The 13,843-nt window shown below is 38.1% G+C and carries 11 protein-coding genes, 6 tRNA genes and 1 rRNA gene; 17 read left to right on the plus strand and 1 reads right to left on the minus strand.

Translation table 11 applies throughout. The annotated features are described in order from the left end of the window. A 5S ribosomal RNA gene (gene rrf, locus ACIQ1H_RS17815) occupies positions 1-99 on the plus strand; the annotation flags it as partial. Positions 100-219: 120 nt separating this feature from the next. Here rrf and mbcS read toward each other — a convergent pair. Continuing rightward, entirely contained in the window at positions 220-1,797 is a 1,578-nt protein-coding gene (gene mbcS, locus ACIQ1H_RS17820; RefSeq protein WP_402890556.1) for an acyl-CoA synthetase MbcS, read from the minus strand. A 271-nt stretch (positions 1,798-2,068) separates the two neighbouring features. Between mbcS and ACIQ1H_RS17825 the strand changes: the two genes are divergently transcribed. The 16 genes from ACIQ1H_RS17825 to ACIQ1H_RS17900 all read left to right on the plus strand — a co-directional run bounded on the left by ACIQ1H_RS17825 (position 2,069) and on the right by ACIQ1H_RS17900 (position 13,832). Next, positions 2,069-2,145, plus strand: a tRNA-Asn gene (locus ACIQ1H_RS17825). 118 nt (positions 2,146-2,263) lie between these two features. After that, positions 2,264-2,338, plus strand: a tRNA-Glu gene (locus ACIQ1H_RS17830). Between the two features lie 74 nt (positions 2,339-2,412). Further along, positions 2,413-2,488 (plus strand) — tRNA-Val (locus ACIQ1H_RS17835). 14 nt (positions 2,489-2,502) lie between these two features. Then, positions 2,503-2,586, plus strand: a tRNA-Tyr gene (locus ACIQ1H_RS17840). A 20-nt stretch (positions 2,587-2,606) separates the two neighbouring features. Then, positions 2,607-2,681: transfer RNA gene (locus ACIQ1H_RS17845), tRNA-Gln, on the plus strand. A 12-nt stretch (positions 2,682-2,693) separates the two neighbouring features. Then, positions 2,694-2,766, plus strand: a tRNA-Lys gene (locus ACIQ1H_RS17850). 180 nt (positions 2,767-2,946) lie between these two features. Then, positions 2,947-3,852 (plus strand): arginase, encoded by a 906-nt coding sequence (gene rocF / locus ACIQ1H_RS17855; protein WP_402890558.1) that lies wholly within the window; start codon positions 2,947-2,949, stop codon positions 3,850-3,852. Positions 3,853-3,986: 134 nt separating this feature from the next. Next, positions 3,987-4,550 carry an RNA polymerase sigma factor SigW gene (gene sigW, locus ACIQ1H_RS17860; protein WP_004225410.1) on the plus strand — a complete coding sequence of 188 codons (564 nt, stop codon included), beginning with the start codon at positions 3,987-3,989 and terminating at the stop codon, positions 4,548-4,550. Positions 4,551-4,563: 13 nt separating this feature from the next. Next, the gene (locus ACIQ1H_RS17865; protein ID WP_402890561.1) at positions 4,564-5,187 is read left to right on the plus strand and encodes a zf-HC2 domain-containing protein; all 624 of its coding nucleotides are present in this window, start codon (positions 4,564-4,566) and stop codon (positions 5,185-5,187) included. 149 nt (positions 5,188-5,336) lie between these two features. Further along, positions 5,337-6,173: a diadenylate cyclase CdaA gene (gene cdaA / locus ACIQ1H_RS17870; RefSeq protein ID WP_173479282.1), complete on the plus strand. Its 837-nt coding sequence runs from the start codon at positions 5,337-5,339 to the stop codon at positions 6,171-6,173. Further along, positions 6,166-7,242, plus strand: coding sequence for a CdaR family protein (locus ACIQ1H_RS17875; RefSeq protein ID WP_173479283.1), 1,077 nt, complete (start codon positions 6,166-6,168; stop codon positions 7,240-7,242). The genes cdaA and ACIQ1H_RS17875 overlap by 8 nt, the downstream gene beginning before the upstream one ends. Positions 7,243-7,566: 324 nt before the next feature. Further along, positions 7,567-8,919, plus strand: a complete 1,353-nt coding sequence (gene glmM, locus ACIQ1H_RS17880; protein ID WP_173479284.1) for a phosphoglucosamine mutase — start codon at positions 7,567-7,569, stop codon at positions 8,917-8,919. Between the two features lie 118 nt (positions 8,920-9,037). Continuing rightward, entirely contained in the window at positions 9,038-9,559 is a 522-nt protein-coding gene (locus ACIQ1H_RS17885; RefSeq protein WP_139859488.1) for a type 1 glutamine amidotransferase domain-containing protein, read from the plus strand. A gap of 668 nt (positions 9,560-10,227) precedes the next feature. Continuing rightward, positions 10,228-12,030 (plus strand): glutamine--fructose-6-phosphate transaminase (isomerizing), encoded by a 1,803-nt coding sequence (gene glmS, locus ACIQ1H_RS17890; RefSeq protein WP_402890988.1) that lies wholly within the window; start codon positions 10,228-10,230, stop codon positions 12,028-12,030. A 153-nt stretch (positions 12,031-12,183) separates the two neighbouring features. After that, the gene (locus tag ACIQ1H_RS17895) at positions 12,184-12,912 is read left to right on the plus strand and encodes a TnsA endonuclease N-terminal domain-containing protein (RefSeq protein ID WP_402890567.1); all 729 of its coding nucleotides are present in this window, start codon (positions 12,184-12,186) and stop codon (positions 12,910-12,912) included. A gap of 62 nt (positions 12,913-12,974) precedes the next feature. Then, positions 12,975-13,832: a hypothetical protein gene (locus ACIQ1H_RS17900; protein ID WP_402890570.1), complete on the plus strand. Its 858-nt coding sequence runs from the start codon at positions 12,975-12,977 to the stop codon at positions 13,830-13,832. Positions 13,833-13,843: the final 11 nt, after the last annotated feature.

Here is a 13,843-nt window from a genome sequence, read left to right on the forward strand (position 1 = left end):
AGAGGTCACACCCGTTCCCATACCGAACACGGAAGTTAAGCTCTTTAGCGCCGATGGTAGTTGGGGGCTTCCCCCTGTGAGAGTAGGACGTCGCTAGGCGCAAAAAGTCGCTGCTGATACACTCAGTAGTGGCTTTTTTTATTTTTATAAAATTAATTTAACTGAAATAGAATAGAAAAAAGACATTTCACCTGATAGGCGAAATGTCTTTTTAATTAATTAAACAGTTATGGCACGTAGCTCCACACGTCGAATTTTTCCCGATGTTGTTTTTGGCAACTCATCGATAAAGACAATACTGCGAGGATATTTGTAAGGCGCTGTTAATGCTTTAACGTGCTCCTGAAGCTCTTTCGTTAGTTCTTCCTCATCATGGTCTCGGAAGCTCTCACGTAAGATTACAAATGCTTTTACAATATGTCCTCTAATTTCATCTGGTGCAGCGACAACAGCACATTCTTGTACAGCTTCATGCTTATTTAAAGCATCCTCTACTTCAAACGGACCAATTGTATAGCCTGAAGAAATAATAATGTCATCTCCACGTCCTTCAAACCAGAAGTAACCATCTTCATCGCATTTTGCTTGGTCACCTGTAATATACCAATCACCTCTAAAAGCAGCTTGTGTGCGTTCAGGTTCACGATAATACTCTTTGAATAAAGCTGGTGAAGATTTATGGACAGCGATATCTCCAACTTCTCCTACAGGTGCCTCATTGCCCTCATGGTCAATAATACGTACAATATTTCCTGGCGTAGGAACACCCATAGAGCCAGGGCGTAATTCGGTGTTTTCAAGTGTACCAATTAATAATGTATTTTCTGTTTGTCCATAGCCATCACGTACTTTAAGGCCAAAATTTTTCATAAATGTTTCAATTACTGGACGATTTAACGGCTCACCAGCAGAAACGGCACTTCTTAATGAAGCTAAATTGTAATCTTTTAGATTATCAATCTTTGCCATAATACGATATTCAGTAGGCGTACAGCAAAGAACATTCACTTTTTCGTCCTGAAGAAGCTGGAGATACGTATGAGGATCAAAACTTCCATGATAGACGAAAGCAGTTGCCCCTAACATGATTGTTGATAAAAATGGACTCCAGATCCATTTTTGCCAACCTGGTGCTGCAGTCGCCCATACGAGATCACCTTCACGTACACAAAGCCATTTGGAAGCTGCTGTTCGAATATGTGCATAACCCCAGCCATGAGAGTGAACTACTCCTTTTGGTTTACCCGTTGTTCCTGAAGTATAAGAAAGAAATGCCATATCATCGCGTGTTGTAGCTACAGCCGTAAAGCTTGTAGGTTGCTTATCAGCTAATGCATCTAAAGACACCCAATTGTTTGTAGCATTGCCAATGACTAATTTATTGTTTAAAGCTGAGACGGAAGAAGTAATTTGATCAACCTCGCTAGTAAATGCCTCGTAGGCAATCACTGCGTTTGCAGAAGAGTGTTCCATACGATATTCTAAATCACTTGCACGTAACATCTCTGAACAAGAGATAGGAACAATTCCCGCCTTTAAACAACCGAGGAAAACAAAATATGCTTCTGGTAGACGTGGAATAATCACTAGTACACGATCACCTTTTTGAAGTCCTCTCTCTGTAAAGGCATTCGCGTATTGGTTCATTTTTTGAATAAGGTCAGCATATGAAATTGTACGGCGATTTTGTTTCGTATCTAGCCATCTAATAGCTTGACGATCACTATCTTGGGAAAACTTCTCTAATTCCTCTGTGATGTTATAAAGTTCAGGTGCAATTAAATCATTTGTTACCATATATGAACATTCCTCCCCAAAACTAATTTAATAGAAAATTCTTAAAACTATTTTTATTTTAGCAATTACAATAATATACAGCAAGAATATTTGATGCTCAAAATAGAAATATTAGATTTAATAGAGAACTATTATGCTTTATTACCTACAAGTTAAAAATTATGCAATAAATTAAATAATTTTTTTTAAAAAAGTATTGCATAATTTAGAATGCTTGCTATAATAATAAATGTACTTAAGAGGTTGTTAAAACCGAATTGAATAGTATTGTTCCGAAGTAGCTCAGTTGGTAGTAGCACCTGACTGTTAATCAGGTTGTCGCAGGTTCGAGTCCTGCCTTCGGAGCCATTTTTTTGCCCTTTTTTAACTACATATTATATTTAAAAAGAAATTATTTTAAAAAAGGCTTGCATCATATTGAAAATGATGTTAATATAAATCTTGTCTTGTTTGAGACATAATAAATGGCCCCTTGGTCAAGCGGTTAAGACACCGCCCTTTCACGGCGGTAACACGGGTTCGAATCCCGTAGGGGTCACCATTTTCTAAGCATCGTAGTAATGCAAAGGCTTAAAAAGATAAATAAACTGTGAAGAAAAAAACACCTGTTTCTATGGAGGATTAGCTCAGCTGGGAGAGCATCTGCCTTACAAGCAGAGGGTCGGCGGTTCGAGCCCGTCATCCTCCACCATATAGTGTTTTTTCGGAGGGGTAGCGAAGTGGCTAAACGCGGCGGACTGTAAATCCGCTCCTTAGGGTTCGGCGGTTCGAATCCGTCCCCCTCCACCAGTTTTATTTATATGAATGAATGGGGTATAGCCAAGCGGTAAGGCAACGGATTTTGATTCCGTCATGCCCTGGTTCGAATCCAGGTACCCCAGCCATTTTTCTTTTATGAGCCATTAGCTCAGTTGGTAGAGCATCTGACTTTTAATCAGAGGGTCGAAGGTTCGAGTCCTTCATGGCTCACTTTTCTATAATTCAAATTCAAAAGTGTAACATTAACTACAGATACTAATCTCTTGCTGAAAACAGCAGGAGATTTTTTTTGTTATTTTAAAATGTATAAATATACGAATTTATGTTGGGTTGAGCCAAGTACATTGTAAGCTTTACAATAGTCTTATTAAGAATAGGGGGTATAAAATAATGAATAAACATCAAGTATCAATTATTGGAGTTCCAACAGATTACGGTCAAACACGAAGAGGGGTTGATATGGGGCCAAGTGCAATCCGTTATGCGGGTGTTGTTGAGCGATTAGAGGCAATTGGTCACAAGGTAGAGGATCAGGGAGATATTCTTGTTAGTCAAGTGCAAGAGAGTAAGGAAATTGATAAACAGCTATTAAATTTAGAAGAAGTTGTAGATGTTAGTACGTCATTAGCAAATCAAGTACATGAAGCATTAGAACAGAAAAAATTCCCGCTTGTTTTTGGTGGGGATCATAGTATTGCAATCGGTACACTTGCAGGACTTGGTGAGCATTTTAAAAACTTAGGTGTTATTTGGTTTGATGCACATGCGGATCTTAATACACCAGAAACTACTCCATCTGGTAATATCCATGGTATGCCACTTGCTGTTAGCATTGGCTTAGGTCATGAGCGCCTTGTGCAAATTCGTAATTTTGCACCAAAAGTTAAACCTGAAAATGTAATTATAATTGGAGCGCGTTCAGTAGATCCTGGTGAACGTGAGCTAATTCGCCAGCAAGGAATTAAAGTATATACAATGCATGAAGTTGATCGCCTTGGAATGACGCGTGTAATGGAAGATGCTATTGCTTATTTAAAAGAACGTAACGTAGATGGCTTACATTTATCGTTAGACTTAGATGGTCTAGATCCACTTTATACACCAGGAGTAGGTACGCCAGTGCCTGGTGGCATAACATACCGAGAAAGCCATTTAGCGATGGAAATGCTACAAGAATCAGGCATGCTAACATCTGCTGAATTTGTTGAGGTAAATCCAATACTAGATGAAAAAAATAAAACTGCAGATGTCGCTGTCGCATTAATCGGTTCTTTATTCGGTGAGACACTAGTTTAATTCCAAATTGTGAAAATATTGTTTATCACCACATTGGATAAAAATCTTTTGTTATAATTGAATATAAATTGAAACTTTTCTTATAGTCGGGCCGTATAGTATAAGACAGTTGTAAAGGTGGAGAAGTAAACACAATGGATGCGTTAGTAAATAAGAGAATAAAACAAGTGCTTAAAGGCGATCAAAACGCATTTGCCGATATTGTGAGTCTCTATCAGCACAAACTGTACCAAGTATGCTACCGAATGTTAGGAAACAAGCAAGAATCTGAGGATATTGCACAAGAAGCGTTTGTTCGTGCATATATGAATTTGCATACTTTTGATCAAAAAAGAAAATTTTCGACGTGGCTTTATCGCATCGCGACGAACCTCTGTATAGACCGTATTAGAAAGAAAAAGCCGGATTATTATTTAGATGCGGAGGTAGCTGGTACAGAAGGGCTGGATATGTATTCACAAATTGCAGCAGACGACCAGCTACCAGAAGAGCAGTTAGAGCAGATGGAGCTACAAGATCGCATTCAATATGAGATTGGACGTTTGCCGGATAAATATCGTTCAGTTATAGTATTGAAATATATTGAAGAATTATCGTTACAAGAAATCAGTGAAATTTTGGATATGCCTCTTGGGACAGTGAAAACGAGAATTCACCGCGGACGTGAAGCATTACGAAAGCAATTAAACAATCTGTAGGAGGGGGAGCATCATGAATATTTGTCCAGAGCATATCATAGATTATATGCATGATTACTTAGACGGTGACATTAGTCGTGAGCATGAACAAGAGTTGAAACAACATTTGCATTCATGCGGTGATTGCAAGCAATTGATGCAAGAATTGAGTGAGACGATCGCCTTTGTGAAGAGTGCTTCCCATATTACAGCACCTCCAGATTTTGAAGCTGCGGTGATGGCTCGTTTACCGAAACCAAAAAGTCGTGTAGGTATGCAAAAATGGATTCGCCGTCACCCGTTCTTTGTTGCGGCAGCAGTCTTCTGTTTATTTATGAGTGCTACTTTATTGGGGCACTTTATGGATGATCAGCATTTCTCTGTTACAAAACAACCAAACTTAGTTGTAGAGGGACAAACGGTTATAGTGCCAAAAGGTGAAGTTGTTAAGGGCGATATTGTCGTTAAAAATGGCGACTTAATTGTTGAGGGTGAAGTAGACGGCGATGTAACGATTATTAATGGCCAGTATATGGCATCTTCCGCAGTCGTTTCAGGTAAGATAGAGGAAATAGACGAAGCGTTTGAATGGTTATGGTATACTATCAAAAATTCCGTTAAGGCTGCAATGACATTTGAGGAAAAAGAAACTAAATAGAACTCTATACGTCCTACATGGTAGTGCACGGGAGAGGATGAAAAGTCTACTCATATGGGTAGACTTTTCTTTTGAAAAAAGTTACATTTGAAAAGAATGTGCTATACTTAAATGTATATGGATTCGCAATGAAAAGTGGGGGATGCCACGTGCAAATTATCGAACAATTCACGGATTTAACACCAGTGAATATTGTTATTAACTTCATAGATGTACTGCTCGTTTGGTACGTTGTTTATAAAATTTTAACCCTCATTAAAGGGACGAAAGCTGTCCAATTATTAAAAGGCATTTTCGTCATTATTATTGCACGCATTGCAACAGACTTTTTGGGGTTAGAAACATTAGGATGGATGCTTAAGCAAGTAATCGAGTTTGGTTTCTTGGCGATCATTATCATCTTCCAGCCTGAAATCAGACGTGGTCTTGAGCAAATTGGTCGAGGCAAGTTGTTCCAACGTTCAACAAGCCAAGAAGAAGAAGAGCAAACTAGACTGATTGAGGCAATGAAGAAATCTGTTAGTTATATGGCTAAACGTCGTATTGGTGCGTTAATTTCTATTGAAAAAGACACAGGCCTGAATGAATATATTGAAACGGGTATTGCTTTAAATGCAGAAGTTTCATCTGAATTACTTATTAATATTTTCATACCGAATACACCACTTCATGATGGGGCTGTCATTATGCAGAAAGATAAGGTAACAGCAGCGGCTTGTTACTTACCACTTTCTGAAAGTCCGTTTATTTCGAAAGAACTAGGGACACGACATCGTGCGGCTCTTGGGCTTAGTGAGGTAACAGACGCGATTACGATTGTTGTATCCGAGGAAACTGGAGCGATTAGTATTACGTTAAACGGTAACCTACATCGCAATCTTTCTCTAGAGGAATTCGAAACACTGTTACGTAAAATGTGGTTCGGATCAGCGCAAGAATCGAATGCAGCCTCTAAGTTGACTTGGAGGGGGAAAAAGAATGGATAAAATGATGGATAGCCCTTGGGTATTGCGAATCATTGCGCTTTTTCTAGCGTGCTTATTATTTTTCTCTGTTCGGACTGAATTATCTTCTACTAATAAATCGGCAACGAATGAACAGATGGAAGTGATTCGAGACGTACCCGTAGAGGTTTATTATGATGACGATAATCTTATTGTAACGGGGATTCCGAAAACAGTTAATGTTACGATTAAAGGACCAAAACAAATTGCTTTAAATACAAAGTTAGTAAAGGATTTCTCAATATTTGTTGACTTAAATGACTTATTAATTGGTCAACATAATGTGCAACTTCAATACGAGAATATATCTGATAAGTTGCAAGTGACACTTGACCCAGCAACAGTGAATGTCAATATTGAGGAAAAAGTCACGCAAGAGTTCCGTGTCGATCCTGAAATGAATAACCGTTTAATTGATGAAGGCTATTATCTAAAAGGGATGTCTGCCAACCCAGCGACAGTATTTGTAACAGGGGCAAAAAGTGTAATTGAGAGCATTAGTTATGTGAAAGCAACTGTAACGGGTGAACAAGGTTTGAAACAGTCCTTCTCTCAAGAAGCGGCAGTTAAAGTGTTAGATCGGGATTTGAATAAATTAGATGTGACGATAGAACCAGAAAAAGTAAAAGTACGGGTAGACATTGCAGAATATAGCAAAGAACTACCAGTCTCGATAAAGGAAACAGGTAAAGCTGCAGAAGGTATTACTATAAACCAATTAACCCTTGGTACGCCTGCATTGAAGCTATATGGGAAAAAATCAATTATTGATGTTTTAACCGAAATACCTGTTGAGATTGATTTATCAAAAATTACCGAATCAAAAACGTATGAATTTGAGGTAAAATTACCAGATGGTGCGACTAAAGTATCTGAACAAAAAATTAAAATTAAAGCAGATGTTACAAAGGTAGGTAAAGCAGCCGACAAGGAAGACAAGGTGGATAAGGTAGATAAAGAAACACCTACAAATGCTGAAACAAAACCTGAAGAGACAAAACCTGAAGAACCAAATCCTGATTCTGGTACAGAAGAAGATATTGATTCTTAAACAATAACTGACTATAATTTTAACTTGATTCATTAGAGATTTCCTGTCTCAACAAATCGTGCTTTCTAGCATATTTCAAAATGCTAACAAACAAGTGTGGCCCAGGCTAGCATGAGCGCAAGAGCAATTTTATTAGCTTAAACGAACAATGCCTGAGTACGAAAAGCTTGGAGCCATAGAGCCTCTGAAAAATAGTTAGAGAGGCCTAACTACTACTACATGAATGAAAAAGACTTTTCCAAAAGTAAGCAGACGAGCCGTCCGATTGTCCGCAGGAAACAAGCATGATGCGGTCGTCTTGCATTGAAGGAGAGAACAATTAAAATGGGTAAATATTTTGGAACAGATGGCGTCCGTGGCGTCGCGAATAGTGAATTAACACCGGAATTTGCATTTAAACTAGGCCGCGTAGGTGGCTATGTTTTAACGAAGGATGCAACAGGGCGTCCAAAGGTATTAATTGGTCGTGACACACGTATTTCAGGCGAAATGCTTGAAGGTGCACTAGTAGCTGGACTATTGTCAATCGGCGTAGAGGTAATGCGTCTTGGTGTAATTTCTACACCAGGTGTAGCTTATCTTTCCCGAATTATGAGTGCAGATGCAGGCGTCATGATTTCAGCTTCACATAACCCAGTTGCCGATAATGGCATTAAATTTTTCGGTCCAGATGGTTTCAAACTAACTGATGCACAAGAAGCAGAAATCGAAGCAATTCTTGATGCACCAGAAGATACATTACCACGTCCAATTGGTGCAGATTTAGGTATTGTAAGTGACTATTTCGAAGGTGGACAAAAGTATATCCAATACTTAAAGCAAACGGTAGATGAAGAATTTGATGGCATTCATGTAGCACTAGATTGCGCACATGGTGCAACATCATCACTTGCGACTCATTTATTTGCTGACTTAGAAGCAGACATTTCTACAATGGGTGCTTCACCAACTGGTCTTAACATTAATGACGGTGTTGGCTCAACACATCCAGAGGGCCTTGCAGCTTTTGTGACTGAAAAGGGTGCGGATGTTGGTTTAGCATTTGATGGTGATGGAGACCGCTTAATCGCTGTAGATGAAAAAGGTAAAATCGTTGATGGCGACCAAATTATGTTTATCATTGGTAAGCACTTAAATGCAGTCGGTCGTTTGAAAAAACAAACGATTGTCTCTACGGTGATGAGTAATATGGGCTTCTACAAGGCTGTTGAAGAAAACGAGATGCACAGTGTACAAACTGCTGTAGGTGATCGTTACGTTGTAGAAGAAATGCGTGCCAATGAATACAACCTAGGTGGCGAGCAATCAGGCCATATTGTTTTCTTAGATTTCAATACAACAGGTGATGGCCTGTTAACAGGTATTCAACTTGTCAATATTATGAAGGCTACTGGGAAAAAACTATCGGAGCTTGCAGCAGAAATGACGATTTTCCCACAACGTTTAGTCAATGTACGTGTAACAGACAAGCATGCAGTGACAGAAAATGCAAAAGTTGCAGCCGTAATTGCGGAAGTGGAAACAGAAATGGCTGGTAACGGTCGCATTTTAGTTCGCCCTTCTGGTACAGAGCCACTAGTTCGTGTAATGGTGGAAGCAGCTACTGAAGCGGACTGTGAACGTTATGTAGAACGTATTGCAAATGTAGTACGTACAGAAATGGGTTTAACTGAATAATTGTTAGTTCACTCGATCTCTCAAATAATGAGAGATTGAGTTTTTTTATGTTTGAAATAGATAGGGGAGGGAACAATACTATTGAGTCACAATAACAACAAGGGGTGTTTTATTGAATATGGCTAAAATAGCAACAGTAATAACAGATATGTTTGAAGATGTAGAGTACACAAGTCCTAAGGAAGCATTAGAAGCAGCAGGTCATGAGCTAGTCACAATTGATACTGAGGCAGGAAAAGAAGTAAAAGGTAAACATGGAGAACAAGTAAAAATCGATAAAGGTATTGATGAAGTCAAAGCTTCAGAATTCGATGCATTGTTCATTCCAGGTGGCTTTTCACCAGATATCTTACGTGCAGATGATCGTATTGTAGCCTTTGTCAAAACGTTTATGGACGACATGAAGCCAACCTTTGCAATTTGTCACGGACCACAGCTTCTAATTACAGCGAAGACACTAAACGGGCGTGATGCGACAGGTTATAAGTCTATTCAGGTGGACTTAGAAAATGCAGGTGCTAATTTCCATGACGAAGAAGTATTTGTTTGTCAAAAGCAATTAGTCACAAGTCGTACACCGAAAGACTTACCAGCATTTAATCGAGAAATTGTGAAATTACTTGCAAGTAAAGAGAGTTAATTATAAGGCCCTCTAAGCACTTATAACGTAAGATGCAACAGGTAATCCATGTTGTGTCTTACGTTTTATGCTGCTTTATAAAATTACGCGTTTAATCAATGTACGGATAATGCTATTTTTTTACGTCTTTGCTCTAAAATTCGTCTTAAAAAAAGAGGAAAAGAAGAAGTTTTTATAACGAAAATTTGACGAATAGCATATGATTGAGTATTATGGAGAAGCTGACGGCTCGGTTAAACCTTGTCCGCTTAGCAAGTGCAAAAGGAGGAAAGAACGCACATAAATCGGAAAACAATTATAGCGCCTGAGCTGAGGAAATTGGACGAAGACATCTTCAGCAGACGAGGTGGAGGTTTATCGAAAATTCGGCGGATGCCTCCCGATCGACATACCCGATTGTCATTTTTCATTTTGAAAGCATTTAAGTGATTGAATGTACAGAAAATGGAGAAGGTATAAGTAAAGCAATAGATAAATAGGAAAACTTCACATATCGAAGCGAAGCACTATTTTAGATGGCTAAAATAGTACGAGGATGTGCGCGCATAAGTATGCTTATTTTTGAGATGAAAATAAGTGGTACGGTTTACGCCCACTGAAAAAATGTCGATAGGCTGAGGTCTAGTTTGTCATTGCGTCAATATGACAATATCGGAGGAAAAGTAATTATGTGTGGAATTGTAGGATATATTGGTGAATCAGATGCAAAGGAAATTTTATTAAAAGGGTTAGAGAAGCTGGAATACCGCGGCTATGACTCAGCAGGTATTGCTGTACGCAATGAAGAGGGCGTAACAATCTTCAAAGAAAAAGGTCGTATTGCTGACTTACGTGAAGCAGTAGACGAGGAAGTTGCGGCAAAAGTTGGGATTGGTCATACACGCTGGGCAACTCACGGAGTGCCAAACCGCTTAAACGCTCACCCTCATCAAAGTACATCAGGTCGTTTTACGATTGTGCATAATGGTGTTATTGAAAACTATCATTTATTACAAAAAACATATTTAAAAGGCATTCCAATGAAGTCTGACACAGATACAGAAGTTATCGTGCAGTTAGTGGAGCTATTTGTGAAAGATGGTCTGCAAACAGCAGAAGCATTCCGCAAAACATTATCATTATTACACGGTTCTTATGCACTTGCATTGTTAGATGCTGAAGCGGCAGATACAATTTTTGTCGCGAAAAACAAATCACCACTTCTTGTAGGTGTAGGTGAAGGCTTTAACGTAGTTGCGTCAGATGCAATGGCAATGCTACAAGTGACAGACCAATTTGTGGAATTACACGATAAGGAAGTTGTAATCGTACACAAAGGCAGTGTTGAAATTACAAAATTAGACGGCACAGTAGTAGAGCGTGCACCATATACAGCAGAGCTTGATATGAGCGATATTGAAAAAGGTACGTACCCTCACTATATGTTAAAGGAAATGGATGAACAGCCAACAGTTATCCGTAAAATCATCCAAGCATACGAAGGTGAAAATGGCGATTTAACAATTGATGCAGACATTTTACAAGCATTGCAAGCGGCAGATCGTTTATACATTATCGCTGCTGGCACAAGCTATCATGCAGGTTTAATCGGTAAACAATACTTTGAGAAAATGGCAGGCATTCCTGTTGAAGTTCATATTTCAAGTGAATTCGGCTACAATATGCCATTACTATCAGAAAAACCGCTATTCATTTTCATTACACAATCAGGTGAAACAGCGGATAGCCGCCAAGTGCTTGTGAAAATTAAAGAGCTAGGCTACCCAACATTAACAATTACGAACGTACCTGGTTCTACGCTATCACGCGAAGCAGACCATACGCTATTATTACACGCAGGTCCAGAAATCGCGGTAGCTTCTACAAAAGCATATGTAGCTCAAGTAGCAGTACTTGCAGTAACAGCATATGTGACAGCGAAAGCAAGTGGTAAAGGGTTAGAATTTGATTTGAAACAAGAACTTGCAATTGCAGCAAACGGTATTCAAACAATTATCGATTCAAAAGATGTGTTAGAAGATATTGCAGAAGACTATTTAAAAATTGCACGCAATGCGTTCTTCATCGGTCGTAACATTGATTTCTGCGTAAGTCTTGAAGGTGCTTTAAAACTTAAAGAAATCTCATATATTCAAGCAGAGGGCTTTGCAGGTGGCGAACTAAAACACGGTACAATTGCCCTAATTGAAGAAGGAACACCAGTATTCGCCCTTGTTACACAGGAAGCGGTAGCATTAAATATTCGCGGCAATGTGAAAGAGGTAGCTGCACGTGGCGCTTACCCATGCATTATCGCAATGGCTGGCGTAGACGAAGATGGCGACCGTCTAATCATTCCACATGTCAATGAATATTTAACACCACTCGTTTCTGTAGTGCCATTACAGTTGATTAGCTACTATGCGGCATTACACCGTCGCTGCGACGTTGATAAACCTCGTAACTTGGCGAAATCAGTAACTGTAGAGTAAGGCTAGAGTGGTATTGTGGTTGTTGTGTAGATTTGAAATAAAGTCGCGATGTTTATAAAAAAGATGCGACGTTTAAAATAAAGTCGCGACGATTATAAAAAAGTTGCGAAGCTTTACCCCTTTGGTTATTATTTAGCCAAAGGGGTGTTTTTTATGTCTAAAAGAACTAGAACATCTAAAGTTGAAAAGTGGATTAAAGAAGGTCGTGGCTCGGGAATTGGTGCTGATTATAAACCGTGGTTGAATATTCAAGATGTTTCCTCATTGGGAAGATCCACTCGTTTAAAAGGTATTAAAACGAAAAGGCAGCACGAATTTTTATCAGATTTGGAACGAAACTACTTTTATTTAATTGAATATTCTGATTTTGTTATTGATATTCGAGAACAATTTCCTTTATTGCCGTTGGAAGAAACAATTGTCATTGCTGATGAATTAGGTCTAAAACATCCTACAGACCCTAAAACGAATGAGCCAGTTGTAATGACAACGGATTTTTTATTAACTGTAGAAAAAGGAAATGGGTTAGTAGAGCTTGCACGAACAATAAAAATGAAAGATGAGCTACTAAAACAGCGAGTTATTGAAAAGTTTGAGATTGAACGAGTTTATTGGGAGCGAAGGCAAATTGATTGGGGCATTGTAACAGAGTTGGAGATTCCTAAAGAAATGGCTCGGAATATTAGCTATATTCATGATTATTATGATATTCAAAAATATGAGGCATTTCAAAATGTGAACCGACAACATATTGAAGATTTAGCAATGGCACTGTTACAGAGAATATTATGTGAAAGCAAAAGCATTAGAGTAGGTAAGATTTCATTGACAGTTTTTCCAAAAAAATGGTTTCTTTATAAAAATCCTTATGTTATTATATAACTAGAATATTTGTAAATATTAGTATAATATTCTAATATGAAGATAATAAAGGAGAAATTGAAATGAAATTATTTAAAAAAGGAATTTTGTTAAAGCTTGCGGTTATTTTCACACTAGGTTTAACTCAATTTTCTTTAGCAAGTAACACCTATGCTGAATCAAACGAAAAAACATTTGAACAAACTCTCATGATTGATGGAACATCTGATTTTTCTGGTACAGTATCTTTCCCTGAAGAAATAACTTTAGAAAAGGAAAGTCTAATAGATGAAAGTCTAATAGATGAAAATCTAATAGATGAAAATCAAACACAGCCTATAGAACCTTTAGGTGCCAATCTTGTGACATTTGATACTACTATTACTGATACTAGTGTAAAAGTAAAAGTATATAATATCGGTAGTGATCCTTTAGACAAAGTAACAGTTAAAGTTTCTGCTACTGGATATAGTGAACAATCACAAAGTGCAACTAGAGTATATTCTGTTGCACCAAAAACATTTACTTTTGATATGTTAGAAATATCCGCATTTATGAAATATTATGTGACTATTACAGTAACTGATGGTGGTTTAACTCAATCTACTTCTTCTGATGAAATAGATAAAAGTTATACTGAAAGCCAATTATCTGAATGGCATCCAGGAACTTATGGCTCTAGAGCTAAAAGTGTAGATTACCATTTTGGTAAACATAAAAATGAAGTAGGAGCGAAAACTGTAACACAATATCTAAAATCAGCCACGCAAACTCATGATATAGTAAAAAAAATTACCGAATCAACTAGTCTGTGGACATTAACTAAAACAGGCGCATCAGGTAATTATGTAGCTCAAAAAAAATATAAGAATACAATTACTGGTGTATATATTACTGTAACCGATACTGCTACTACAAAAATATTAAGTCACGGTAAATAAATGCCCATGTT

Origin of the sequence: Lysinibacillus sp. NPDC097279 (assembly GCF_044761745.1) — a bacterium.
Lineage (GTDB): Bacteria > Bacillota > Bacilli > Bacillales_A > Planococcaceae > Lysinibacillus.